This window comes from Allobosea vaviloviae (assembly GCF_001298265.1).
Lineage (GTDB): Bacteria > Pseudomonadota > Alphaproteobacteria > Rhizobiales > Beijerinckiaceae > Allobosea > Allobosea vaviloviae_B.
Map to the genome: position 1 here is coordinate 54,696 of NZ_LGSZ01000042.1, position 25,099 is coordinate 79,794.

At 66.1% G+C, this 25,099-nt stretch carries 26 protein-coding genes and 2 pseudogenes; 15 read left to right on the forward strand and 13 right to left on the reverse strand.

The annotated features are described in order from the left end of the window. Position 1 precedes the first annotated feature (1 nt). From narJ to AE618_RS13795, 7 genes and pseudogenes are all read left to right on the forward strand, one after another. On the forward strand, positions 2-763 hold the full coding sequence (gene narJ, locus AE618_RS13765) for a nitrate reductase molybdenum cofactor assembly chaperone (protein ID WP_054209649.1): 762 nt from the start codon (positions 2-4) through the stop codon (positions 761-763). A gap of 5 nt (positions 764-768) precedes the next feature. Beyond that, positions 769-1,500, forward strand: a complete 732-nt coding sequence (gene narI / locus AE618_RS13770; RefSeq protein WP_054209650.1) for a respiratory nitrate reductase subunit gamma — start codon at positions 769-771, stop codon at positions 1,498-1,500. A gap of 4 nt (positions 1,501-1,504) precedes the next feature. Next, positions 1,505-2,353: a peptidylprolyl isomerase gene (locus tag AE618_RS13775; RefSeq protein WP_054209651.1), complete on the forward strand. Its 849-nt coding sequence runs from the start codon at positions 1,505-1,507 to the stop codon at positions 2,351-2,353. A gap of 9 nt (positions 2,354-2,362) precedes the next feature. Beyond that, entirely contained in the window at positions 2,363-2,707 is a 345-nt protein-coding gene (locus AE618_RS28505) for a hypothetical protein (protein ID WP_054209652.1), read from the forward strand. A 76-nt stretch (positions 2,708-2,783) separates the two neighbouring features. Further along, positions 2,784-3,260 carry a hemerythrin domain-containing protein gene (locus tag AE618_RS13785; RefSeq protein WP_197280780.1) on the forward strand — a complete coding sequence of 159 codons (477 nt, stop codon included), beginning with the start codon at positions 2,784-2,786 and terminating at the stop codon, positions 3,258-3,260. Further along, a pseudogene (locus AE618_RS13790) lies at positions 3,260-3,841 on the forward strand (carbonic anhydrase); the annotation flags it as partial. The gene AE618_RS13785 and the pseudogene AE618_RS13790, both read left to right, overlap by 1 nt. 211 nt (positions 3,842-4,052) lie before the next feature. Next, positions 4,053-4,640 carry a DUF2478 domain-containing protein gene (locus AE618_RS13795; RefSeq protein WP_054209654.1) on the forward strand — a complete coding sequence of 196 codons (588 nt, stop codon included), beginning with the start codon at positions 4,053-4,055 and terminating at the stop codon, positions 4,638-4,640. A 306-nt stretch (positions 4,641-4,946) separates the two neighbouring features. On the opposite strand, the gene AE618_RS27370 is transcribed toward AE618_RS13795, so the two are convergent. Next, entirely contained in the window at positions 4,947-5,123 is a 177-nt protein-coding gene (locus AE618_RS27370) for a hypothetical protein (RefSeq protein WP_372688811.1), read from the reverse strand. A gap of 191 nt (positions 5,124-5,314) precedes the next feature. On the opposite strand from AE618_RS27370, the gene AE618_RS13800 reads away from it, so the two are divergent. After that, on the forward strand, positions 5,315-6,007 hold the full coding sequence (locus tag AE618_RS13800; RefSeq protein WP_054209655.1) for an NnrU family protein: 693 nt from the start codon (positions 5,315-5,317) through the stop codon (positions 6,005-6,007). Between the two features lie 394 nt (positions 6,008-6,401). Here the strand turns inward: AE618_RS13800 and AE618_RS13805 are convergent, their stop codons facing one another. Next, positions 6,402-6,794 carry a hypothetical protein gene (locus AE618_RS13805; RefSeq protein ID WP_156330266.1) on the reverse strand — a complete coding sequence of 131 codons (393 nt, stop codon included), beginning with the start codon at positions 6,792-6,794 and terminating at the stop codon, positions 6,402-6,404. A 259-nt stretch (positions 6,795-7,053) separates the two neighbouring features. On the opposite strand from AE618_RS13805, the gene AE618_RS13810 reads away from it, so the two are divergent. From AE618_RS13810 to AE618_RS13820, 3 genes are read left to right on the forward strand one after another with little or no spacing between them, the layout of a single operon-like run. Continuing rightward, the gene (locus AE618_RS13810; protein ID WP_054209657.1) at positions 7,054-7,821 is read left to right on the forward strand and encodes a hypothetical protein; all 768 of its coding nucleotides are present in this window, start codon (positions 7,054-7,056) and stop codon (positions 7,819-7,821) included. A gap of 38 nt (positions 7,822-7,859) precedes the next feature. Then, positions 7,860-9,056 (forward strand): ImmA/IrrE family metallo-endopeptidase, encoded by a 1,197-nt coding sequence (locus tag AE618_RS13815; RefSeq protein WP_197280781.1) that lies wholly within the window; start codon positions 7,860-7,862, stop codon positions 9,054-9,056. After that, the gene (locus AE618_RS13820) at positions 9,019-9,960 is read left to right on the forward strand and encodes a hypothetical protein (RefSeq protein WP_054209658.1); all 942 of its coding nucleotides are present in this window, start codon (positions 9,019-9,021) and stop codon (positions 9,958-9,960) included. The genes AE618_RS13815 and AE618_RS13820 overlap by 38 nt, the downstream gene beginning before the upstream one ends. A gap of 205 nt (positions 9,961-10,165) precedes the next feature. Here the strand turns inward: AE618_RS13820 and AE618_RS13825 are convergent, their stop codons facing one another. The 6 genes from AE618_RS13825 to AE618_RS13850 all read right to left on the reverse strand — a co-directional run bounded on the left by AE618_RS13825 (position 10,166) and on the right by AE618_RS13850 (position 17,168). After that, a complete protein-coding gene (locus tag AE618_RS13825) occupies positions 10,166-11,932 on the reverse strand; it encodes an ABC-three component system protein (protein WP_054209659.1) in 1,767 nt (588 codons plus the stop codon). Beyond that, positions 11,929-12,174, reverse strand: coding sequence for an ABC-three component system middle component 6 (locus AE618_RS13830; RefSeq protein ID WP_054209660.1), 246 nt, complete (start codon positions 12,172-12,174; stop codon positions 11,929-11,931). The genes AE618_RS13825 and AE618_RS13830 overlap by 4 nt, the downstream gene beginning before the upstream one ends. Then, on the reverse strand, positions 12,171-13,103 hold the full coding sequence (locus AE618_RS13835; protein ID WP_248310871.1) for an ABC-three component system protein: 933 nt from the start codon (positions 13,101-13,103) through the stop codon (positions 12,171-12,173). The genes AE618_RS13830 and AE618_RS13835 overlap by 4 nt, the downstream gene beginning before the upstream one ends. Positions 13,104-13,237: 134 nt before the next feature. Then, entirely contained in the window at positions 13,238-14,869 is a 1,632-nt protein-coding gene (locus tag AE618_RS13840; protein ID WP_054209661.1) for a tyrosine-type recombinase/integrase, read from the reverse strand. 605 nt (positions 14,870-15,474) lie between these two features. Continuing rightward, positions 15,475-16,413 carry a MurR/RpiR family transcriptional regulator gene (locus AE618_RS13845; protein ID WP_082365254.1) on the reverse strand — a complete coding sequence of 313 codons (939 nt, stop codon included), beginning with the start codon at positions 16,411-16,413 and terminating at the stop codon, positions 15,475-15,477. Then, a complete protein-coding gene (locus tag AE618_RS13850; RefSeq protein WP_197280782.1) occupies positions 16,410-17,168 on the reverse strand; it encodes an HAD-IIA family hydrolase in 759 nt (252 codons plus the stop codon). Before AE618_RS13850 ends, AE618_RS13845 begins: the two co-directional genes overlap by 4 nt. 150 nt (positions 17,169-17,318) lie before the next feature. Between AE618_RS13850 and AE618_RS13855 the strand changes: the two genes are divergently transcribed. The 4 genes from AE618_RS13855 to AE618_RS13870 all read left to right on the forward strand — a co-directional run bounded on the left by AE618_RS13855 (position 17,319) and on the right by AE618_RS13870 (position 21,719). Then, entirely contained in the window at positions 17,319-18,242 is a 924-nt protein-coding gene (locus tag AE618_RS13855; RefSeq protein ID WP_054209663.1) for an ABC transporter permease, read from the forward strand. Between the two features lie 7 nt (positions 18,243-18,249). Continuing rightward, complete coding sequence (locus AE618_RS13860) at positions 18,250-19,146, forward strand: ABC transporter permease (RefSeq protein ID WP_054209664.1); 897 nt, start codon at positions 18,250-18,252, stop codon at positions 19,144-19,146. A gap of 56 nt (positions 19,147-19,202) precedes the next feature. Beyond that, positions 19,203-20,771, forward strand: a complete 1,569-nt coding sequence (locus AE618_RS13865; RefSeq protein ID WP_054209665.1) for an ABC transporter substrate-binding protein — start codon at positions 19,203-19,205, stop codon at positions 20,769-20,771. A 69-nt stretch (positions 20,772-20,840) separates the two neighbouring features. After that, positions 20,841-21,719, forward strand: a complete 879-nt coding sequence (locus tag AE618_RS13870) for a metallophosphoesterase family protein (RefSeq protein ID WP_054209666.1) — start codon at positions 20,841-20,843, stop codon at positions 21,717-21,719. Between the two features lie 643 nt (positions 21,720-22,362). Here the strand turns inward: AE618_RS13870 and AE618_RS13875 are convergent. The 5 genes and pseudogenes from AE618_RS13875 to AE618_RS13890 form a co-directional block, all read right to left on the reverse strand. Then, complete coding sequence (locus AE618_RS13875; protein WP_054209667.1) at positions 22,363-22,728, reverse strand: hypothetical protein; 366 nt, start codon at positions 22,726-22,728, stop codon at positions 22,363-22,365. Further along, entirely contained in the window at positions 22,682-23,092 is a 411-nt protein-coding gene (locus tag AE618_RS13880) for a metallophosphoesterase (protein WP_054209668.1), read from the reverse strand. The genes AE618_RS13875 and AE618_RS13880 overlap by 47 nt, the downstream gene beginning before the upstream one ends. A gap of 139 nt (positions 23,093-23,231) precedes the next feature. Continuing rightward, positions 23,232-23,852 carry an ABC transporter ATP-binding protein gene (locus tag AE618_RS29145; RefSeq protein ID WP_349236435.1) on the reverse strand — a complete coding sequence of 207 codons (621 nt, stop codon included), beginning with the start codon at positions 23,850-23,852 and terminating at the stop codon, positions 23,232-23,234. Between the two features lie 9 nt (positions 23,853-23,861). Next, a pseudogene (locus AE618_RS29150) lies at positions 23,862-24,347 on the reverse strand (hydantoinase/oxoprolinase family protein); the annotation flags it as partial. A gap of 139 nt (positions 24,348-24,486) precedes the next feature. Beyond that, the gene (locus tag AE618_RS13890; RefSeq protein ID WP_082365256.1) at positions 24,487-25,095 is read right to left on the reverse strand and encodes an FAD-binding oxidoreductase; all 609 of its coding nucleotides are present in this window, start codon (positions 25,093-25,095) and stop codon (positions 24,487-24,489) included. Between the last annotated feature and the right edge of the window lie 4 nt (positions 25,096-25,099).

Genomic DNA, 25,099 nt, shown 5'->3' on the forward strand with positions numbered 1-25,099 from the left:
GATGAAGACGCTGAAGGTCCTCTCCGCCCTCCTGTCCTACCCGACCGAGGAGCTCCTCGCCGCCCGCGACGAGCTGATCGGCGTGCTCGAGCGCGAGGCCGTGCTGCCGCGCGCGGAGCGCCGTTCCTTGGCGCTCCTGATCGACGACATCGCCGCCGGCGACCTCATGGACATGCAGGAGCGCTATATCCTGCTGTTTGATCGGACGCGGGCGCTCTCGCTGCATCTCTTCGAGCATGTCCATGGCGAGAGCCGCGACCGCGGCCAGGCCATGGTCGATCTGATCAAGGTCTACGAGGACGGCGGCTACACGCCGACGGTGACGGAACTCCCGGACTTCCTGCCGCTCTTCCTCGAATTCGCCGCGACACGGACGGCTGCCGAGGCGATCGAACTGATCGGCCAGCCGGGTCATGTCTTTGCGGCGCTGCGCGAGCGCCTGCGCAAGCGCAACTCGCCCTATGAGGCGGTCTTCTCCGCGCTCGCCCGGCTGAGCCAGGCCCGGCCTGACGGGGCGATGATCGAACGGCTGCTGGCCGAGCCCGATCCGGAGCCCGACGATCTCGAAGCGCTGGATGCGGCCTGGGCCGAGGAGGAGGTTCTGTTCGGCCCCGGCGCCGCCGCCGAGGACTGCGGCAAAGACACGCTGTCGGCCAAGCTGCGCCAGGCGCGTCGGCCCGCGCCCGGGCTCGAACCCGTTCCGGGCGCCGGGCCGCGTATGACCGTCACCCATTCCGGCATCACGACCCGCACGGGAGCCTGAAGACCATGCGCGACACGATCTTTCACATCCTCTTCGTCTGGTATCCTTACGTCTGCCTGTCGGCCTTCATTTTTGGCTCGATCATCCGGTTCGACCGCGAGCAGTACACCTGGAAGGCGTCGTCCAGCCAGATGCTGCGCAAGAAGCAGCTTTCGCTGGGCTCCAACCTCTTCCACATCGGCATTCTTTTCCTGCTGATGGGGCACACGGTCGGCCTGTTGACCCCGACGGCGCTGTACACCCTGGTCATCACGCCCGAGCAGAAGCAGTTCATCGCCATCATCGCCGGTGGCGTGGCGGGGGCGATCTGCTTCGTCGGCCTGTCGTTGCTCCTGCACCGGCGGCTGTTCGACGCGCGCATCCGCCAGACCTCGACCCATATGGACCTCGGCGTGCTGGCGATCCTCTGGATCCAGCTCGTGCTCGGCCTGGTGACGCTGCCCTATTCTTTCAGCCACCACGACGCCTCGGTCATGCTGGTGCTGTCGCATTGGGCGCAGGGCATCCTGACGGTCCAGCCGGTCGATGCGCAGACCCTGCAAGGGCTAAACTGGCCCTATCTGGTCCATCTCGTGCTCGGCATGACGATCTTCCTGATCTTCCCGTTCTCGCGGCTGGTCCACATCTGGTCCGCGCCGGTCTGGTATCTCGGCCGCAAAGGCTACCAGGTCGTCCGGACACGCCGCGTGCTGACGGCCGGACCGTCGGCCCGCTCCCCCAACCAGCCGGCGGAGTGAGATCATGACCAACGCCACCACCTCCGCCTGCGCCGTCAAGCCGGCCGTTTCGCACAAGCCGAAGACCGTCAGCGTCAATGGCGTCGCCATCGCCCGCGCCGCAATTGCGCAGGAGACGCAAAACCATCCGGCTGCAAAGCCGATCGAGGCCTGGCAGGCCGCCGCCCATGCCCTGGTCGTGCGCGAACTCCTGCTGCAGGAGGCGCGACGGATCGGATTCCCCGCAGCGCCGGCCACGGATGGCGAGGGCCGGCGCGAGACTGAAGAAGAGGCGCTGATCCGCCAACTCGTCGAAGACGAGGTGGTCACGCCCGAGGCTGACGAGGCCAGCTGCCGGCGGTATTTCGAGGCCAACCGGATTCGCTTCCAGTCGCCTGCGATCATCGAGGCGCGTCATATTCTGCTGCCGGCGGCGCCGGGCGACGCGCCGGCCCGGATGGAGGCGAGCCGCCAGGCCTCGCTGCTGATCCTGCAGATCCAGCAGGATCCCGCCTGCTTCGCCGCGCTGGCAGCGGCCGTTTCCGCCTGTCCATCGGGCCAGACCGGTGGCCATCTCGGACAGATCGGTCCGGGCCAGACCGTGCCGGAATTCGAAACCGCGCTGGGCCGGCTTCCGATCGGCTCCGTCGGCGAGAATCCCGTCGAGACGCGCTACGGCTTCCACATCGTCTGGATCGAGCGCCGCATCGCCGGCCAGCCGCTACCCTTCGAAGCCGTGCGGCCACGGATCGCCGCCTGGCTCGACGAAAAGGTCCGCCGCATGGCGATCCAGCAATACATCACGATCCTCGCCGGACGCGCCGAGATCACCGGCGTCGAGATCGCGGCGAGCCCATCCCCCCTCGTTCAATAGGAGCCTGCCATGCAGCTCGGAGCCCTTCTGACGCGGCTGTCGGACGAAAACGACGCGGCCGTGGCGCTCGATGCATTGGGCGACGTCGTGCTGCTCGCGCAGATCCAGGAGATGGGCGAGCAGCATGACGAGACGCCGGGCGAGTACGTCGCCAACGCCTCGCGCCGCTACGCGGCGCAGGCCGGTGACGAGGACTGGTTGGCGCTGATGACCGCTATCGAGCGCGCCGATGATCCCGCCAGGGTCGTGCTCGGCAAGATGCTGCGCTGGGCTCTGGCGAGCGACGCGGCTCCCGCTCCGGCGACGAGCGGCGGCTGCTCATGCGGGTCCGGGGGCTGCGATGACCATCGATGAAGCGGCTGCCGCTGGTGGAGAGGGCGCTGGCAAGACCTTCGCCGACCCGATTCCGGCTGCGCTTCTCGATACGCCGATGGACTACATCCTGGTCGATCATGGCCGGCAGCGCAGCCTTTGCGACGCCTTTCGCCGCATCACCCGGCAGGGATATATCGATCGTGCCGAAGCCGACGCGGTCGTAAGATACCTTCGTCACGATGTCGATCTGCACCACCGTGACGAGGAGGAGGACCTCTTTCCTTCCCTGCTTCGCCGCGCTCCGCTGGAAGACAATCTCGGAGTGACGGTGTCGCGGCTCGTCGCGGATCATCGCCAGTCACGGACGATGATCGAGGCGATCAACACAATTCTGACCAAGCGGACGGGCCCGGGGCCCATCAGGCTGGGAGCGGCGGCACGCAAGCTCCTGCTTGCCTATGCGACCAGCGAGCATCATCACCTGGCGGCCGAGAACGGGATCGTCCTGGCAATCGCGCGCGTTCGGCTCACGCGGGGCGATCTCGCGACGATGAGCGCCACCATGAAAGATCGACATGGGATGGGCGCCTGATGTCGCGCACGCTCGATCATCTCTTCGATCGCAACGTCACCTGGGCCCAGTCCAAGACCCGGAGCGATCCCCATTTCTTCCGGCGCATGGCCGAGCAGCAGACGCCGCGCTATCTCTGGATCGGCTGCTCGGACAGCCGCATCACGGCCAACGACGTCCTCGGCCTCGATCCCGGCGAGGTCTTCGTCCATCGCAACATCGCCAATGTCGTCCACACCAGCGACATGAACATCCTCTCGGTGATCGAATATGCCGTCGAGCAATTGAGGGTCGAGCACATCATCGTCTGCGGCCACTATGGCTGCGGCGGCGTTCAGCGGGCGCTGGTGATGGAACGCGGCTCCATGCTGGACCACTGGCTTCAGCCGATCTCGATGCTCCACCGCAAGCACCGTGAGACCTTCGCGCTCATTCCAGATGACGCATGCCGCCTCGACCGGATGTGCGAGATCAACGTCGAGATGCAGGTTCGCCGGCTCGCACAGACACCAATCGTCGAGAACGCATGGGCGCGCGGCCAGGAGCTGAACCTCCATGGCTGGATCTATGCGATCGAGGACGGCCTGCTGCGTGACCTCGGTCCTCATCTATCGTCGGTCGAGCAACGCGATGCGCTGCCCTCGATCGATCATCGCGTCCTTCATCCCGTCGAAGCCGTGAGCGCACTGAGGCGCCAGGCCCTGGACGCCTTTGCAAACCTCGCCGCGGTCGAGCACTCCGATCCGCCCTGCTGCAGCGCTACCGGTCTCCACCCCCCCGGTCATGGTTGAACCCGAGACAAGAGCCACCCCGATGTCAGACATCATCACCATCACGGCCCTGATCTATACAGATAGCGATGCGGCGGACCGCGCCCTGCGCGACGTCGCCATGACGTTGATCGAGCGGGGTTTTCGGCTCGCCGGGCTGGTCCAGCACAACACGGCGCGCCCGGGACGGTCGCGCTGCGACATGGTCCTCGAGGAGCTTGCGAGCGGCGAGCTGATCGGCATCTCGCAAGATCGCGGGCCGCTGGCGCGTGGCTGCGCGCTTGACGTCGGTCAACTGCTGGGTGCGATGCAGATCGTGCGGGCGGCGCTCGACACGGGGCCGGACCTTGTCATCCTGAACAAGTTCGGCAAGACCGAAGCGGAGGGCGCGGGGTTCCGCCCCCTGATCGCCGAGGCGATCGAGGCCGGCCTGCCGCTTCTGATCGCCGTACCCTGGCGCAACATCGAGAGTTGGCGCCTCTTCTGCGGCACGATGGCGCGAGAGATCGACCTTGATCAACTCACGGTCGATGGGGCCAGTTTGTCCGACGCGCTAGGCCTCGGACACGGCTCAGACGAGGTCAGGGAACCCGCGAACCAACCGATTCTGGCGCTCTCGACACGCCACTGACAATCGAGACCAAAGCGCTTCTGTCCGACCGGTCATTGACGCTGTTGCAATCGAGGAAGGCCGCGCCATCCTGAAGTCGCGCTCCGAAGTGGTGGCCGATCGCAAGACCGGCCTCGCACTCGGCGAACGTATCCGCATCGGCCGCGACGACTTCACCGTCGTCGGCCTAACCGCGAACGACACCAGTTCGGGAGGCGATCCCGGGCTGGGAGGCGCGAGGGCTTGTCGAAGGCGGGCGCCAGCGGATCGTAGTGCGCGATCCGCATGGGCTCTTCGCCATCGCCGAAACCGCCAAATCGTAATTGCTCATCTCATTTCCCGCTCGCCACCGGCTCGCCCGGCCGCCGCCTCAAGGGCTTCAACGAAAGAGGCGATGTCGTGTTGATGGTTCCGGCAGGCGTCCCGCACCGAATGGAAACGGCCGATCGGGCATCCCACACAGAGAAATCGGTGTCGGAGGAAAACGCGGATCGTGTCGGCCACTGCCGCATGACGTCGTCGACCGGCGTTTCGGGCTGGATGCTCGGCACGGTGAGATCCCCTGCTGGCCCCATCGTATGCTGCCCGCGAAGCTCGTCTTTGCGCCGGAGCAATGACCTGCCGCCGGGATCATCTAGCTTGATGCCATTCGGGTCGGCGGCATCGCGTGGCCTTCGCCACAGGGGCGGGTTTGAATGGCTTTGTTTCTGGCTGCGCTCACAGCCTTTCTGCTGTTCCACCTCGTGCCGGCCGCCCCCGCGATCCGGGGTCGACTGGTCGCAACGATGGGGCGTAGCGGCTACATCACGGCCTACTCCATCCTCTCCCTTGTCCTGATGGCCTGGCTCGTGGTGGCGGCCCGTCAGGCGGACGACATCGTTCTGTGGGAGACCCAACGCTGGCATTATCTGACGCCCTTCGTCCTGATGCCCTTTGCGCTCTTCCTCATCATCTCGGGACTAGTTCAGGGCACCCCGCTTTCGCTGAGCCTCCGGATCGGTGCCGATTTGCCGGCCATCGCCACGGTCACGCGCCATCCCGTGCTGTGGGGTTTGCTGCTGTGGGCCCTCGCGCATCTGCCGCCGAACGGCAGGCTGATCCCGGTGCTGCTATTTGGCGCCATGGCGGCGCTCGCCGCCATGGGCTTTCGCCGGCTCGACGCCAAGGCAAGGCTCAGAATGGGGCCGGACCGCTGGTCCCGGGTAGCAGGCAAGACCTCGATCCTGCCTTTTGCCGCCATGCTGGTCCGCCGGACAACGCCCGGTGCCGGCCGGGTGCTCGCCGTCCAGGCGTCCGCAGCTGCCGTCATCTACGCCTGGTTTGTCCTCTACGGCCACGCCTGGCTCATCGGCCCAAATCTGCGACACGGCTTGGAAGCGTTCCTCTAATGGACGGGTCAAGCCGCTATCCGCCGGCGCGTCCGCGAATCTCATTTATCGCATTTTAATTCTGACCGGCCGGTCTCAACTGCTCGCGTCGCAGCCGGGTTCGTGACTCGTTCGCCCGCTTTCAGCTTCTCGAGGCACCTGCCAAGCCCATCATCCTCGGACCCAGGCGCGCAGCCACCGGCACGCACCAAGCCTCATTGCAAAAATGCAATATCTCGCTGTTGTTCGTTTAAACGAACGTCGGATTATGGTCCGCTAAGCGGACAGTTGCGCAGCGGCAAGGCGCCCCCTTGCCCGCGCCAGCGAGGTCCTCGCCCAGAAATGTTCTTGTTTTGGTCTATCGCGTGCGTAAGGTCCGAGACATGGGATCGCCGCGCGTGGAAGAACCGACGCCTCAGGGAAGGGCCTCACGCTCGGCGAGCCATGCGACCCGTCGCGCGCGCTCGGCCTGCCACTGCCTCTCGGACCAGAGCCACAGCCGCGCGTCCCGCATAACGACGCGGACGCAGGAGGACGCCTCGGCGTCCAGGTGCGAGACGAGCGCGCCCGGCAGGAGGGTTCGGCCGGCCCCGTCCGAGGTCAGGCGCAGGTACCGGTCCATCGCGGCGAGCGCCAGTTCCCCGCGCTCCGTGGCGTCGGCCGTGTCGATCGCGCGTCGCACGGCGTCCATCGCCTGCCGACCATGCGGTTCCCATGGGAGCAGCTCGGCGAAGCGCCCTGTCTCGACGATCCCCAGGAGCCCGCCCTCCTGGTTGGCCAGCCAGGGCAGTCGGCTCCTCACGCTCACGGGGACGACGATCCGGCCCTTCGAGGCCAGGGGGACGACATCGGTCCAGACGTCGTGGCCCAGGGCGGCGACGGGATTCCAGCTAGGGGGGCGGCCGGTTTTCATGGGACGATATGGGAAAAAGAATGGAATGGTTTTGCACAGGTTATCCAACGGATGTAAACAGGGTCCAAGGCGATTTGCGCGGCCCGGGAGCCGCGCCGATTTGCGACTTGCCAGGTTCCCGGCCATCCTACGGGACGAAGATGGGAAAAAGTCGATGACCGCGATCCAGCACCTTCGGGAGACGCCCCCGCACCGGCAAGCCGTCGGCTGGTCGGCGGAGGAGTACGTCTGCTGGTCGCGGATGCAGGCGGAGGCCGGCCAGGCCCTCGACGCGATCGTCCGGCGCAAGGAGCTGGAACGCCGCGCCGGCGGCGGGATGTTCTGTTGGGGCGTGGGCAACGCGCCGGCGGTGATGACGAGCGCCCTGGCGCGGCTCGGCCAGCCCGTCGCCGCGGTCTTCTCGGTCATGAAGAGCCGGCCCAAGGCCATCGACCTCCGCCCTGGGCGGACGGTCGCCTGGCGGCGCTACGTCGACGCGAACGGCGCTGTCCGGGCGCTTCCCCCGCACGTCCTGGTGACGAGCCGCGCCGACGGCGCCACGGGGCCGAAGGAGCGCCACTTCGCGCTGATGTGCTGGTCCGACAGGCCCCTCGCGATCGAGCGCGGCGTACCGTTCGATCCGACCGCCTACCGGAACGCGGGCAGGACCGGCGCGCCCGTCGGCGCATCCCAGGTCACCGCGCTTTTGCGGCGCACCTCGCAGGGCGAGGGCGAGGCGGGCTACGAGGCAAACATCCGGGCCTGGCTGGTCGACAGCTACTGGGTCCGGCTGACCGACCCGGTGGAATGCCCGGCGGACCTTGACGGGATCGACGCATTGACCGACGGCTCGGTCGCCGAGTGGCGTTCGTTCGTCGATGGCGTCAGGGGGCCGATCGATCGGCCCGAGCACGCCCCGTCGCATGCGGGACTGCTGATCTAGACCGCCGCCCGGCGGATGGCATCGTCCAGGGAACAGCAGTGGATCCGGACTCCAAGGCCCTCATCAAGGAACTGAAGGACGCCGGGCTGAGCGATCAGGCCATCCGCGCCGCCTGGCCGTCCTGGTGGGACGACGACGCGGCGTCGAGCCCCTCGGCGCGGGCCGAGCTCAGGTTCTCGCTCTCCCGCAAGCTCGGGCTCTCGCCGCAGTCGCTGCTCGGCGAGCGCGTCGAGTTCGTCTGGCAGGACGACGCGCGCTTCAAGAACCTCACGGCCGGCGATGCCTTCCAGAGAGGGGCGCTCGCTTCGTTCGGCGTCGCCGTGGGCCGGCTGCTGCTGCGCGCGACGCCGGACGTTCGGCCGCTCGGGGGCATCGCCGCTTCCGCCCTCAGGGCCGCCGTGCTCTCCAATCGCCGCGTCGTCGACCTGGTCGGCCTGCTCTCGGCCTGCTGGGGCCTCGGGGTCCCGGTCGTCCACCTGCGGGTCTTCCCCCTGCGGGCCAAGTCGATGCGCGCGATGGTGGTCGAGGTCGACGGGCGGCACGCCGTGCTGCTCGGAAGGGACGCCGTCTATCCGGCGCCGATCGCGTTCACGCTCGCCCACGAGATCGGGCACGCGGCCCTCGGCCACGTCGGCGGCGGCAAGGCCCTGGTCGATGTCGGCGATCCCTCATTCGGCGGCGAGGACCGCGAGGAGCGCGAGGCCGACGCCTATGGGCTGGAGCTCCTGACCGGCTCGGCGGAGCCGCCGATCACCACGAACACCGACAACTTCAGCGCCAGGGGCCTGGCGCAGGCGTGCATCGAGGCCGGGCCTCCGCGCGGGATCGAGCCCGGCACGCTGGCGCTCTGCGTGGGGTACCTGCGCCGGGACTGGATCACGGCGAACGCCGCGTTGAGGCACGTCTACGGCGAACGGAAGCCGGTGTGGCGCGAGGTCAACGCGCTGGCCGACCGGGAGCTTCGATGGCAGGAGCTGGGCGAGGAATCCACCCACTACCTCCGCACCGTCATGGGCGCCGACGCTAGCTCGGAAAATGGGCGAATCCCTGCGCGACATGCTCGCGGCGCACCCGCTCGCCTGAGCACCCGCAAGAGCCACGACAGGAAGGGGCGTCCCGCTGCGGGGCGCCCTTTTGTCTTGAGAGGGAGGAGATGCAGCCGACTGGTTGTCACCCTCACGAACAGGACTTTTTCACATGACCAACAAACTCGAGTTCCAGGCGGTATCGCATGATGATCGCGAGATCCGCGAGCACGCCGATCCGATCACGGCGATCCTCGCCCGGCTTCATGACGACCCCGCGATCGCCGACATGGTAGCGCTGCGTCAGTCGAGGCCGGACCTGCGCGATGCCGCCGTTAAGGCCGAGGCCCATCGCAACGCTTACGGCTGGAGCGTCAGCCAGGATAGCGTCGGAACACTCGAATGCATCGCCCTTCTCACCATCGCCGGGGCACATGCCATGATCGTCGCGATCTTCCCGGTCGAGAGCCTTGACGACGTCGACGCGAAGGTCGCCATGCAGCCGAACCGGAAATGGCTTCAGAGCTGGCAAGGCAGCGGCGACTTCGTGCGCGGCCGCATCGCTCAGGCCGCCTTCAGTCCGGGTCAGCTCGCCGTGCCACGCCAGCCCGACGTCTCCGACCGGGAGAGTGCCCTCTACCCCTGGCCCGTCAGTGGGTTCGACCTCGAGGCCGAAGTCGCGAGCCTTCCCAACCGGAAAATCTACACGCCCGCGCAGCTGCCCGTGCTGGCTGCCTTCGCGGCTGAGGGGCTCGACATGAGGGCCGTGCTGGAGAAAGCGCGCGACTACTTCGCTGCGGCCGATCGCTTGTTCATGGAGGCGCTCCGACCGAGCCCGGCCATGCACCGGACGAGGCTCGCGGCCGAGGGCGCGCTCATCGCGGCGTACTTGGCGTGCTCACAGATCGCGGTCTGGCCCGCGCGGCGCGGGACTGGAGATCGTGACGCCAAGATCGCGGTCCAAGACCTCGTCAATGGGCGCGCGAAGACGGCCGATCCGCTGCACATGCAAGCGGCGATCCGGCACGGATTCACCTTTACCGGAACCGTCTCCCGGGGCGCATCGCATCTGTTCGTCGAGGCCCAGTTGGGTGAGTGGGCAGGGAACGTATAGCAAGCTCGGGCATCTCGTATCGCGCGTCGGCGTCTTTGCCGGCGCACGTGCACATCAGGGCCGTGGATGGCTGCGACGATCAATGCCGGCATGCCCACCACGCCGGCGTCTGGCAGGCCTTCAAGGCAGGGACTGCATGTAACGCCGCTCAGGGGGAGGCGCTCTTGTGATCCGCCCTCAGTCGCATTCAGAGCGCCGCGCAGGCCTAGTTAAAACGTAAACCGAACAGCCCGCCCGACTCGGTGGCGTCGGTCAGCTTCGTAGGGCATACGAAGGCGTCGACATCGAAGCCTGGGCGGAAACCATCCCGAGGAAGGGCGTCGGAATTCATGGTCACGATGTACTGGAATCCGACCGCAGCAGCATGATCTGCCCCTAGTTGAAGAGCCTTTGCGACCTGCCGCTCGTCGACGCCATCGAAGAGGTGGCTGTCGTGGATCAGAAACCCTGGGCCAAGGCCACGGCGCGTAGCCAGATCGGCGAGCATCAGATCGAAGCAGAAGATCTGCATGTTCGTGATGCCCTTGCTGCGCTGGGCATCGATGCGAACGTCAACGGTCGGCCCATTCGACGTCGCGCTGATCGTCAGGCTCCCGGCCTTCTCATACAGCGCGTTCGAAAGCTCTTCGAAAACGAGAATCGCTTTGGTGACCACGCCCTCGCGTTCATGAAGGTCGGTCTGCAGAGCTTTCAACAGGCGCGCCCGATCGATATCGAGCTCGGCCTTGGTGCTCTCGATCCGTTCTGCCGTGACGAGCCGCTGGCGCAGGCCTTCAGCATCGGCTTCGGCCCGCCCTGTCTCTTCCTGCAACTGGGCATAGTGGTCAAGCGCGCCACCGGACTGCAGGATGCCCATGAGCTGGCGGCGACGTTCATCAAGCCGGGCCCGTTCGAGCCCGCGCCGGGCAATGCGATCCTCGGCCGACTGAAGCTCGGAAGAAAGATGGGACCGGCGGTTCTGGACCACGGCCTCGTGGAACACGGCCACTTCTTCGAACCGGCGCCCCACTGAGCCAGGCAGCACCACCCCGGCCTCTTTGTAGAGGCGATCCAGGTTCGCGATCGCCGGGGCCTGCTCGCTGGCCAACGCGTTCTGGAGCTGGAGGATGAGCTCTCGGTCGATCGTGTTCTCATCATTCAGGCCGGATATCTGCCGCGTGATGATGGACGCCTCGCGTTCCATTTCCGCATATTCTGGAACGACGTTGAAGATCGCGATCTGCTCTCGCAGACGCTTTGCCCTTGCTTCGGCGATCGTCAGGCGTGTGCGGATATCGGCGGCCGTTCCGAAGTAGCGCCCCAGGCCGCCTTCCTTGGCGGCCTTGCGGAGTTCGGTCATTGCCTTTTCCTGCGTCCGCACCTCTTGGAGCTCCGAGGGGATGCGGGAATCAAGGCCTAGTAGGTATGAGACGGCGACCTGCTGGTCCCAGGGCTGCTGCTTGCTCGACTGCTGGGTCGGCGCCAGCAGACCCCCGCTATTCTGCCGCCGGGCGAAATAGGAAAACAGCGACCGGAATGACGGAGCAAAGCGATGGCGATCTTCTTCATCGGCATCGACGGGCAGCCCGAATAAGACCGCGCCGAGGAGCGCGCGCCACCTCTCGCTGGAAAACATCAAGTCGCCGGACTTCGCATCCAGCGACGGCTGAATGGGCCAAGGCGTAGTGTCCCCCTGGAGCATGATGCGCGAGGGCTTCTTGCCGGATCGACCGACGTCCACCGCACTGCCGCCGATGTCCACACGAGCTTCGAACGTCCACGGCGTCAGCTCCGGCGACCGGAAGATGCTATCAGCGTCGGCGTTGGCCCCAAACACGAAGTGAATCAGCTCGAGCAGACTCGTCTTGCCGGCGCCGTTGCGGGACTGGCGATCTGTCGCGCCTGCGCTCTTGTCCGCCAAGACGATGTTGAGCCCCGGGCCGAAGGTGAGGGACTTAAAGCTGGGGAGGTCGCTGCTGACACCGTGAATCATGTCGCGGCCTTCCGTATCAATCCACGCTCCAGATCGATGGCGCCGACGAGGAATAGCAGATCCAGAGCCAGGATGAACCAGTCGTAGTTGATCGACGCCGGCTCGCCGGCGTCACCACGACGGCGGCGCAGCTCGTCCCAGAGCCGTGACACCGTCATCGGCTCCCGCAGGCAGCCCAGAAGCTCCCCGCCAATCGTCAGGAGGGCTCTCTCGGGCCGGAGATGCTTGGTGGGCAGGATCATGCCGGCGTGCCTGAAGCGGCGTCCTCGAAAATGTCGCACCGCTCGAAGAAATAGGACATCACAGCTAGAACCGCAGCCTGACGTGATGGGGGGCCGCTCATGCCGCCGGCGAAAGACTGGAGCTCGCCGAAGATCTCGTCTGGGCCAAGTGCAACCGCCTTGAGCTTGGCATAGTGCTGCCTGAAAGCCTCTGCGATCTCCTCGCCGAAGCCCGGATCAGGCCATGCCGCGAAAAATTCTTCCACCAACTTCTCGCGCCGTCGACCCTGTCGCAGGAGGCCAGCGGCGTCGGTCGACAAGGCGTTGGCTTCGAGCTTTTCCGGCGACGGCGCCGTCAGGGGTGGTTCTGCTTCGGGTTCGCGCCGCTGGATGGCAGCCAAGACGGGGCTTAGCGCAGCGAAATCGAGCTTTTCCATCGTGCGCTGAGAGGGAACATCGCCGAACAGGTCCTGAAGCTGGTGGACCGCCAGGCGCATGGCGATCTCTCGCAACTCCGGATAGCCGATCACGTCGATAGCGACGGCAGGGTTCGCAGCGCGAAGATCGGCCATCTTCCGGTTTGCCTCAGCCGGTAGCCCTCGCATGTCATTGTGCACGAAGGCCCAGCGCCGCATGCGGGAGCCCCATTGCAACAGCGCACCATGAAAGTCTTCGTCGATCTTCGCGAGAAGCTGATCGAGCTTCATGGCATCAGGCGCATAGGACTGGAAGACCGTTCCATCGCTTCCGCGGTAGCCGTCGCACTTCAGGTCGCCTCTAGGGCCGTAAGGCCTCACGGGCTCGAAGTCCCCTGGAAACCCGTGGCCCATCACACGCGCAAAAAAAGTCTCGAACGCCTTCCCTTTTTCACGCAGGAACGCGTTCTCGAACCTCAAGCCATAGAAACTGATCTGCGTGTCGTCCAAATCAAGCCCGCCCAGAAACGGCATCTGAAGTAGCACTGCCTCGCCTCAAGCGCGACAGTTTCCCAAAGCGCACGCACGATCCCGACGCAACCTGCATGCTACACCGACAGCTCGACACCATGAGGCAGTAGCAGGCAGATATCCCCATCAAACCGTTCCTAAACGGCATAGCGGCGGAACCTCTTCATCGCCTTGGCCAACTCAGCAGTGGTCGGTCTTTCGTACTTGCGTCCGACCGATCCCGGCGTATGCCCGGTAATCGCGTCACGATATCTCTCCTCGATGCCGAAACTCGCGGCGATCGATTTCCAGGTGCCGCGCCAGCCGTGGTTCGGATCGACGTTTTCCCGGAGATCGGCCTTGCCGCGAATGAAGGTGGCGACACCTGATGCCCGGACCTCGGAGGCATCTCGCGATGCGGTCTCGGTGCGACCAGACACCTCGGGCGGATCGATGAAGAGAGGGCCCTTGCCGATGCTGCGGACGTAGTCGAGGAAGCCGATTTCAATGACGTGCTCGTGCAGGGGAACCGTTCGGTCCTCATCCATCTTCGTCTTGAAGAGGTCCATGACCCACACGGTGCCCTCCTTGCGAATATGGTCGGCCTCGAGGCTGACAAGCTCTTGGATGCGTGCGCCCGAGTATGCCGCGAGCCAGGGCGTCCAGCGGTTGCCGGCGGCGGACTTCGGATATCGACCCCCCATCTCGACCGCGTCAGCGGCCTTCAGGATCGAAACGATTTCCGCGTGATGGAAGCGCCTCTCGTGCTTCGTCTTCGCGGCCCTGGGCAGTTTGATCTTGAGGCCGTGGATCGGATTTTCCTTGATCCGCGCGCCGCCCTCATCCGTCATCGCGAAGTTCAACAACGACTGGACGGCGACGAGGTCGTTGTTCCTGACCGTCTTCTTGCTGATGCCCTCCTGGGTCGTGCGGTGCTTGATCCACGCGTTGACACGGTCTTTGGTCAGCGAGCGGAAGTCGGCATGGTCGTTGAAGGCAGACAGCTTCTCGATGGTCGACTGGTAGCGACGCAGCGTGGACGGCTTGACGAACTCCAGCATCGCTTCGCGCATCGCCTCGAAAAGCTGCGCGAGGCTCATGGCGCCATCATCATGGGAGGCTAGGGGCTTCGTGGCACGTGACGCCGCCATCGGAGGATGAGGGGGCTCGAATGGAGGAAAGTAGGCCGGCTTTTCTTCGTCGCTGAAATCGCCTTCGAGCATACGACCAAGCGCTTTGCTGCCGGCCAGCTCCGCTCGCCGAAACTCCCAGATGAGGTGCGGACGGCTGGCGTCGTCCGGCTGAACACCCTTCAGTGCGATCGCAGCATCGACACGGGCGCCGTATCGGCTCTCGAGAGCCATCGCTTCCTTCTCAGCCGAGAAGACGCCCGGAATCACCGCTGCCAAAATGGCGATGAAATCGGCTCCCTGTTCATCGAGAAGGCCTTCCAGCCACCCTTCGAGGGCTGCCTGTTGCTCTTCGGCGCTAAGATGAGGGTACGCGGCAAGAAACTGGTCGAGCTGGGAGTTCATCAGCTCGCGACGGGTCACCGCTGAAGAGTCGTCGATCTCACTGATTCGCGCACGGTAGGCGTCGGCCGACAAAGCGACCACCTGGCGTTTCGAGAGTGGCGTCGGACCCGCTTTGAGCGCCTTCCAATGCTGGAGCAGGGCCTCATGAGCTTCCGCGTAGCGCAGGGCCGCCTCATCGGGATCGGATGTGCGGAGACTGACTTCGACGTAGCCGGCGCTGATGGCTACCGGCGTGCGCCTGCCCGCGATGGGCAAGACGACGTGTCCGCGTGCCTTATCGGCGATCTCGGAGGGAACACGGACTTTGAGGAGCCAGTTGGCGCTGGATCCCCGCTTGCCATACGTAGAGCCATTGAGTGAGCTTCCTGAGTGAGAGTGAATCTCACGGAAACCCTCGTTTTCACTTAACCCCCTGCGATCAAACAGGAAGAAAAGTGGTGCCCAGGAGAGGACTCGAACCTCCAGTAGAGCTACCTAAATACTGAATTATAAAGACTTTTTCGACTTCCGCTTGGGTTGCTGTGTGAAAGGCAAATGTGAACTGCAGAGGGCGCTGATCATAGCGTGGCGACACCCCAAATCCAGACAATTCAGCATCCATCGCGGCGTCAACTCCGTCGCAATCGACCAGAAAAGAGCTCGTCGCCCGCGCGGCGACCAATCGAGCCAGCGCGTATTCGGATTGCCCGTGTCAGCCGTGCTGCGTCTTTTTCGCTCGAGCCGCCAGCACAGCTCTTGAGGCGTTCTCGCGACGGCTTCGTCTTCGCTACGACATTGGGGCCCCGCACCAGACACGCCAGGAACGGGGCCAGTTCTGTCGGCGCGGCCTGGAAGGGCGCCCTCTAGAAACCGATGGCCTCTCAAAAACGCTTGCTGGACAGCACATCGAACGTCTTGCCGATCGTCGCGAGTGCCCTATCGTAATCGGCCAGCGACAGGCAGGCGATCAGCGCGTCGATGATCGCGAGCTGGGCGATCCGGCTCGTCATCGCCTCGGTGCGGAACTGAGTTTCGCGCGCCATCGTGTGGAGCACGATGTCGGCATAGGCGAGCAGCGGCGACTTGCCGTAATTGGTAATGCAGATCGTGGTCGCGCCGGCCTCGCGGGCGAGCTTGGTCGCGGTCACCGTCTCATGCGTGCTGCCGGAGTGCGAGATGGTGAGCGTCGCCACATCCGGGCCGGTGAGCGAGGCGCTGATCGCCTGAACGTGGGAATCGACCACTACCTTCGATTCGATCCCAATGCGCAACAAGCGGTAATTGGCGTCCTCGGCGATCGGCGCGGCGCTGCCGATGCCATAGAGTTCGACGCGCCGCGCCTTCAGGATCGCGGCGACGGCCGCCTCCATCGCCGGCGTGTCGAGCACCCTCATGGTGTCGTGCAGCGCCTGAAGATCGCTGCGGAACACCTTCTCGATCACCGTGCCCGTATCGTCGGTGCGGACGAGGTCCTCGTGGATGAACTGCACCGGCTGCACGAGATCGCGGGCGAGCGCGATCTTGACCTGCTGGAAGCCGCGCGCCCCGATCTGCTGGCACAGCGCGATGACACTGCCCTCGCTTGCTCCGGTGCGCTCGGCCACTTCGGTGACCGACATGTGCACGACCTCGGCCGCATTCGCGACGAAGAAATCCGCGATCCGCGCCGCTGTCGGCGGCAGGTTGGCCCGCAGTGTCCGGAGCCGGTCGAGCGCGCCCTCGGGCGCGGCCAACCCGGCTTTGCGCTTCTCGGCGCCGGCCTCGGCGGGCGAGGCTTCGCCAGGCCTCGATTGCGTGTCTCTGGGCCCGGGCGCACTCATGCGGTCAAGGCAACCATGCCGGCCTGCGCGCGGCAAGGGACGCCCTCGCCCCAGCTCGGATAAACTCCGCCGCGCAGTTCGAAATAGCGCAGGCCGATGCGGCGCGCGCCTTCGCCATCCGTCGCGGGGTTGTCGCCGACCATCATCACCGCGTGTCGGGGCAGGCCCAGCAGCGCGAGACCAGCCTCGAACAGGACAGGCCCGGGCTTGCCGACGATGCGGTGCGGCACGGGGCCGGTGCAGGCGAGGATGGCGGCGAGCAGCGCGCCGGTCTCGGGCACCACGGAGCCATCGGGCCCGGGATGGACGTGATCGGGATTGGCGACGACGAACTCCGCGCCGTCGCGCAGGGCGTTGGCGGTCTGCGTCAGCCGTCGATAGGAGAAGTGCCGGTCGCGCCCGAGAAAGACGACATCGGGCCGCTCGGTGACCGGCTCCAGCCCCCGTTCGCGCGCATAGAGGCACAAGCTCCGGCTTGCCAGCATCGCGATGCGCGCCCGGGGCCGCCGCCTTGCGATCTCGTCGAGCGCCATCGTGCCGGCCAGGACGATCCGGCGCGGCGCCACGACCAGGCCCATCCGGCGCAGGCCGCGCGACAACTCCAGGGGCGTGTGCTCGGCGTTGTTGGAGACGATGACGTAACGGCAGTCGAGTTCATCCAGGAACGCCGCCGCGCCCGGCAGGGCGTGGCCGCCGCGAACCAGCGTGCCGTCGAGATCGACGAGGCAGCCGCGAATATCCTGAAGCGAGCGCACCGCGCGAATCCAGCTTGGCTGATAAGGAGCGCCCTGCATGAACTGAGTTTTTCTCAGTGTCAAATCAGTATACGATGAGCTTGTTTCATTCTGCTGTCATGAAGCGCGGCCTACAAACCGGCATCGCAGCCCAGCAGCAGAGGGGACGTCATGCTCGAATTCCTCGGCGGCCGGATGCTGCGGATGGCGATCACGCTCTGGGCCATCGTCTCGGTCGTCTTCATCGCCACGCGTCTCACGGGTAACCCGATCGACTTCCTGATGCCGGACGGGCTCGACGCCGCCTCGCGCCGCGAGATGATCGCCTATTGGGGCCTCGATCGGTCCCTGCTCGAGCAGTATGGCCGGTTCTGGCGCTCGCTGCTCTCCGGCGATTTCGGGCTGGGACTGATGGAGCGTCGACCGGTCGCGACGATCTTCACGGAGCGGCTCTGGCAAAGCGCCTCGCTGCTGCTCGCGACGCTGGCGCTGACCATCGCCGTCGGCGTCCCGACCGGAATCCTGGCCGCGCTCTGGCGCGGACAGGCGCGCGGCTCGGGGCTGCTCTTCATCGCGTTTCTCGGCTACGCCATCCCGAATTTCGTGCTCGCGATCCTGTTGCTGCTGGTATTCTCCTACACGCTGCACTGGCTCCCGAGCGCAGGCTCCGCCTCGCTGGCGCATTATCTGATGCCCACGGTCGCGCTGTCGGCCTATTTCGTCGCGGCGCTGGCGCGCTACACCCGCAACGCCATGCTCGACGTCCTCTGCGAGGACTACATGCGCACGGCCCGCGCCAAGGGCTTGCCCGAGCGCGAGATCATCCTGCGCCACGGGCTGCGCAACGCGCTGATCCCGGTCATCACCGTGCTCGGCCTGCAGATGACCACGCTCGTCTCGGGCGCCGTCGTCGTCGAGACCGTGTTCGCCTGGAACGGCATAGGCGACCTGCTCGTCGGCGCGACGCTGCGACGCGACTACCCCGTGCTGCAGTTCGGCGTCCTCGTCGTCGCGAGCGCCGTCATCCTCGTCAACCTGCTGATCGACATGGCCTATGCGCTGGTCGATCCGCGCGTGCGACTGGCCGGGAGCTAGAACCGCCATGGCCGATGTCCTCGACAGCAAGCGCGTTCTGGCCCAGCCCCCGCGGCGCCTGCTGCGCTGGCCGCGCGGCGTGAGCCCGCTGGTCGCCGCCGCCGGGCTGCTGGCGCTCACGCTCGTTCTGCTCGCGGTCCTGGCGCCTGCGCTTGCGCCGTTCGATCCCGACCAGCAGAAGCTGCTGGCCCGCCTGAGGCCGCCGCTGGGCTTCGAGCGCGCCAACCCAGCGCATTGGTTCGGCACCGACCAGCTCGGGCGCGACCTGCTCTCGCGCTGTCTCTACGGGCTGCGGCTGACGCTGGCGCTGGCCTTGTTCGGTACGCTGATCGGGCTCGCCATCGGCGTCTCGCTCGGCCTCGTCGCGGGTCTGCTCGGGGGATGGGTGGACATGCTCGTTATGAGCATCGTCGACATCAAGCTGTCGCTGCCCTTCACGCTGGTCGCGCTTCTGGTCGTCGCGCTCGCGGGCACCGACACCGCGGTGCTCATTTGCGTGCTCGGCATCGCCTATTGGGCGCATTTCGCCAGGCTCGTGCGGGCGCAGGTCATGGCCTTGCGCGAACTGCCCTTCGTCGAGGCCGCCCGCGCCGCCGGCGCCACGCGCTGGCACATCGCCACCGTCCACATGCTGCCCAACATCGTCTCGCCCGTAGTGGTGATGGCGAGCCTCAACTTCTCCAACCTGATCCTGCTCGAATCCGCCCTCTCCTTCCTCGGCCTCGGCGTCCAGCCGCCGACCGCCACGCTCGGCTCGATGGTCGGACAGGGGCGCGACTACATGGCCTCCGCGTCCTGGATCGTCGCCGTCCCCGCCATGCTGATCGTCCTCGTCAGCCTCGCCGCCATGCTGCTCGGGGATTTCCTGCGCGACCGCTTCGACGTGCGTCTGCAGGAGCGCTGACGCAACGCCCTCATGCCTGCCACCCCTCCCGCTCGTCTTTAAAAAGGGCCCATCCCATGCTGAAAACCCTGCTCAAGACCGCGCTCGCCACAGCGCTCGCCAGCACCGCCCTCACCGGCCTCGCCGCGGCCCAGGAGCTGAAGGTCGGCGTCCAGAACATGGCGCCCTGGCTCGATCCGGGCCGCGACTTCTCCAATGTCGGCTCGCAGTTCTATTTCAACGCCTTCGATCCGCTGATCGGCAAGGATCCGTCCAAGGCCGAGAGCGTCTGGCAGCCCGGCATCGCCACGAGCTGGACGCAGGTGTCGCCGACCACCATCGAGCTGAAGATCCGCCAGGGCGTGACCTTCCACAACGGCGACCCGATGACCGCCGAGGACGTGGTCTTCTCCTTCGACCGCATCATCAACTCGACCTTCCCGCCCTACACCGTGCGCAAGCGCGACACGCTGCCCAACATGGCCAAGATCGAGGCGGTGGACGCCGAGACGATCCGGATCACCGCGACGAAGCCCGAGCCGTTGTTTGAAACCCTGCTCAACGTGCAGCAGGGCATGATCGTGCCGAAGAAATACATCATGGCCCTGACCGGCGACCCGAATGTCGCCGAGCCCAGCGATTTCGAGGCCTTCGCGCTCAAGCCCGTCGGCACCGGCCCCTACAAGATCAGCGAGTTCATTCCCAACCAGCGCCTGGTCTATGAGCGCCATGACGGGTTCTGGGGCGAGAAGGCCCCCTTCCAGAAGGTCACGGTCCAGCGCATTCCGGAGCTGTCGGGCCGCCTGACCGCGCTGAAGAACGCCGAGGTCGACCTCGTCACCAACATCCCGCCCGACCAGCTCGACCCGATCGCATCCGATGCGAAGCTCAAGGTGGAGGGCATGCAGACGCCGCTCTTCCACGTCGTCATCTTCAACACCCAGAACCCGAAGATGGCGAACCCGAAACTGCGCCAAGCCCTGTCCTACGCGATCGACCGCAAGACGCTGAACGAAGCGCTCTGGTACGGCAAGGCGAAGGTGCCGACCTCGCATACCTTCGCGCAGTTCGGCCCGCTCTACATGCCGGAGCTCGCCACCTTCGAGTACGATCCGGCCAAGGCGAGGGCGCTGCTGAAGGAAGCCGGCTATGACGGCATGCCGATCCGCTACGACATCCAGGCGGCCTACTACACCAACGGCCTGCTCGCCGCCCAGGCGATTCAGGAGATGTGGGGCGCCGTCGGCGTGAAGACCCAGCTCAACGTCACCGAGCAATGGACCGGCTCCGACCCGACCATGATGGCGCGCGGCTGGTCCAACCCGATGTATTTTCCAGATCCCGCCGGCGCCTTCGGCATCATGTGGGCGCCCACCGGCAACTCCGCCTCGGAAGGCCGCTTCAAGGCCGACGACGCCTATATCGCGCTGTGGGAGAAGTTCCGCTTCTCGACCGACCTCGCCGAGCGCAAGCAGGCCTATGCCGGGCTGATGCAGGCGATCAAGAACGATCCGCCGGTGCTGCCCCTGTACCAGCCTTACGAGTCCTACGGCATGAAGCGCTCGCTCGCCTGGCGTCCGCTTCCCGGGCACATCCCCTATGTGCTCGACTTCCGCGCCGGCCGCATCACGCTGGCTGCCCGCTGAGCCCGACCCGGGAGGGGCCGGCCGCGCCGGCTCCTCCCTTTCCCGCCTTCCGTTCCCAGCGAGCCCACCATGAGCAAAGCCATTCGTCTGGCGTTCGTCGCCGATATCCATCACGGACAGGACAGCTTCACCAAGCTGGGCACGCACGCCCTGGGGCTGATGTCGGAGTTCAGTCGCTTCGTCGCAGAAGCGCGCCCTGACGCCGTGATCGACCTCGGCGACCGCATTTCCGACGGCGACCATGCGACCGATCTGCGGCTCGAGCAGGAGGTCGCGGAGGCCTTCGGGCCCATCGGCGCCCCCCGCTATCATCTCTGCGGCAACCACGATCGCGACCACCTGACGGTCGCCGAGAACGAGGCGATCCTTCGCCAGCCTCTCGGCCATCGTGTCGTCGATCTCGGCGGCTGGCGGCTCGTTCTCTGGGCAGCGGATTCCCGCATTCACCGTCCCGGCGGATTCGTGCTGCGGGAGACCGACCTGCTCTGGCTGGCGTCGACCGTCGCCGCCGCCGACCGGCCGCTGGTGATCGTCAGCCATGTGCCGATCTCCGGGCATGCCCAGACCGGAAATTACTATTTCGAACGGAATCCCGCGTTCTCGACCTATCCGGGCGCCGAGCGCGCCCGGGCTGTGTTGCGCCGCGCGAGCGTGCCCGTGGTCTGCGTGTCCGGCCATGTGCACTGGAACACGCTGACGACCGTCGACGGTATTCCACACCTCACGCTGCAGTCGCTGACCGAGAGCTTCACGACGATGCCGGAGCCCGCGGCCGCCTGGGGCCTTCTCGAACTCGACGAGACGATCGCCTGGACGGTGTTCGGGCGCGACCCGTTCACAGCTCGGATCGAGGCCGCACAGACGCAGCGGCGTTGGATGACGCCACTCCAGCCCTTCGACGAGCATCCGGAGCTGCGCCTGGCCCGTCTCACCCTCGCAGCCGAGTAACCGAAAAACCGAAGCCTGTGCGCAGACGGGCCTGCAGCTCAACGCGGCGTCATCAGCAGTCCGTAATCCCGAGGAGCCGTGAGTGACCAGCAGAAACGTTCGGCTCATCGCCGTCAACCAATGGCGCGCCGACTTCGTGCCGCATCTGCAGCGGGCGCGCGGGCAACGTCCTGTTGTCAATGTCGGTCGGATTCCAGGCCACCGTGGCGGAGCAAAAGCAGGCGAGTCGCGCTGGATCGCGGATATGGCAAGGGTGCCGATCGGAGCCCCACGGCTCTGAATCCGGTGTAACGTGGGTTTTCGATGATTTCTGCCATGTAGGCTTTGTTTCGGGCGGCCTTGCTTCTTCAGAGCTTGAGGCTTCGTTTGTCGTCGAGCGCCTTGAAGATGTTGAAAGCGAAGTGGCGGACGCTGGCCCTGTTGGCGGGGCCGTGCCCGGTTGTGGATCGGGCGCGATCCTCGCCGAATACTGCCGGTTAATGAGACCGCCCCGTTGAACGAATGCCGCCTCAAACAGCCTGCAAAGCTAGAGCAGCGCCGGCTGCTGCCGCGCGCTGCCTAAGCTCGTCAGCCGGTCGAGCGCCTCCCAACCCTCATGGTCACCACGGAGCTTTCAAATGGCCGCGGAGTGGTGTCAGTCGCCTTACTCCGAAATGCGACCGCCGCGCGTGATGATCGCTTCGACACGCTTCTCCGGAAACAGTTGCGGCGGCATCGGCAGCCGTGTCGGTGCGACATCCTGGTGGTGGACCACGACATTCCCGCCCCCGATCAGCACGATCGCAACCGCAATCGGCATCATCGTGCGCGTTAGGGTGCCGGCGTGATCCGCTTGTTGGAAGTCCTGATTGTAGTGCAGCGCCCCGACATTGGTGAACGGAAGGCCGCGCCATAGTCCGGAGCAGGTGCGATGCGTATGACCGGCAATGATCTGCCGCACATCGCCATGGGCCATCAGCTTCTCATGGAACTGTGCCGCATCGTTGAGGCCGATCGCGTCCGCTCGCATAGCCGTCCTCGAACGTGTCGAGGAAGACGAGGCGACCCTCCGGCGTGTCCAGAACGGAGTGGACGAAGCCGTCCGGACCCGTCGCATGTAGCCGAAACAGGCGCCGGAAGGTATCGCGGTCGTCGTGGTTGCCGATCAAGACCTTGAGCGGGACGTGGATGCGCGTGAGCCGCTCCTCGAGCTGTCGGTAGGCCGGTTCCGCGCCGTGATCGGCGAGATCGCCGAGCCGCACGCAAAGATCGGCGTCTGCATGGTGGGTCGAGAGGTAGTCGATCGCCAGGTCGAGCCGCGCGGCCGGATCGAGGCCCTTTGACGTTTCGCCCGGTCCAACGAGATGGATATCGGAGATGACGGTGATTTTCATATTGCGGAGGCTCCTCGAGAAACGATCGGCTCAGGCGTCGAGCCGCCGGCCGGTGGCGGCGTGGAACAGGTGGATTGCGTCGGGCTTGAATCGGGGCCGAACTCGCGCCCCGAGCGCGGGCGCAGTGGAGCGCGCGACCTTACCGACGACCCACCGGCCATCTCGGGCCGCATGGATCAGGCATTCGGTGCCGAAGCACCTTCACGCCCTCGATCACGTGAGCGGACGGATCGGCATCGGCCGGTTCGAACCCGACATCCTCGGGGCGCACGCCGACGGCGATTTGGTCCCCGGCCTGGTCGATGGGCGGCATCGGGTTGCCGGCGACTGTCCAGCCACCGGCGCCGGCGGCGGCGGGCGCCAGCACATTCATGCCGGGCGTGCCGATGAATGTGCCGATGAACAGCGTGGCCGGTTTCTCGAAGATCTCGATCGGCGTTCCGGTCTGCTGTACGTGGCCGTCCTTCATGATCACGATCCGGTCGGCCATGGTCATGGCCTCCACCTGGTCGTGGGTGACGTAGACGGTCGTGGTGCCGAGCCGGCGCTGCAGCGCGCGGATCTCGGTCCGGGCCGTGTTGCGCAACTGGGTGTCCAGGTTGGACAGCGGCTCGTCGAACAGAAACACCTTTGGCGAGCGGACTATGGCGCGACAGACGGCGACGCGCTGGCGCTGGCCGCCGGAGAGCTCCCGCGGCTTGCGCTCCAGCAGATGGCCGATCTCCTCGAGATCGGCGGCTTCCCGGACCCGACGTGCAATCTCGGCCTTCGATGTGCCGAAGGAGGTGCCGCCGAGATCGCCGGTGATGATGTCGGGAAATCCGGCCGCCCGCGCGATCGCGGCCGCGGCGATGACGCCGGCGGCCGGGCCCGACAGTGCGGTGCGGATCGAGAGCTTGCAGGCGGTCGCGGTCGACATCACGCCGCTATTGCTCTGGACGATGTGAAAGCGGCCGATGAAGCCGTCTACCGCCAGCGCGTCCTCGAGCCGCTCCAGATAGGAGCCGACGACGGGCTGGAGGGGCGCGTTAAGCGCCGTCGTCGAGGCCCGCTCGAACTCCCGGATCTCGGGCAGGATCGCGCTGGAACAGGCGATATGGGCGTTGGGCCAGACCTCGCGGGCGGCGGCGAGCGCTGCGCGCTCATTGGCCGGGTTGGCGTAGGCGTTGATGAAGACGATGGCGAGCGCCTCGCAGTCCTGCGCAGCCAGCCTCCGGGCGGCCGCGCGCACGGCGTCGAGATCGACAGCACGTCGACCTGCCTCAGATTCGCGATGACCTCGATGGGTTGATCGACTGGAGGCCAATCGCATTGCTGCTCGTCGACTGCGGCTACCCGCGCACAGGTCTCCTGGAGGGAGCCGATGCCCGGCGCGACCGGTCTGCCCCATTCGTTCAGGCCGAAGCAACAATCTCGCGGGAGAAGATCTTGCCGGGGTTGCAGAGGCCGGCTGGATCGAGTGCCAGCTTGATCGCCCGCATCGCCGCGAGATGGGCCGGCGCATGCATACGCAGGAGCCCGTCGCGACGGATCAGGCCGATGCCGTGCTCGGCCGATACCGTCCCGCCCAGGCCGAGCGCGACGGCTTCGATGGCCGCAGTCAAGGCGTCGTGGCGCGAGGCGAACGCCGCCGCATCGCCGTCCCGCGGCGGTAACACGTTGAAGTGAATGTTGCCGTCGCCGACATGTCCGAACGGCGCCGGGCGGCAGCCGGGCGCGATCGCCTCGACCGCGAGACAGGCGCGCTCAATGAACCTCGGGATCTCGGCCACAGGCACCGCCGTGTCGCCTTTCAGCGCGCCCGGCGTCTCGATCATCCCGGCTGCGATCCCTTCGCGCCGCCGCCACATCGCCTCCCGCTGCGATTGGCGGGCGGCGAGCGTGCCGTCGGTGACGATCCCCTCGGCTAGCCCGACCTCGACCAGTGCGACCATTGCATCCTCCGTCGCGAAATGGCGGCTGGCGCTCTCCGGCTTGTGAAGGACCCGCCACGGGGACGGCAAATTC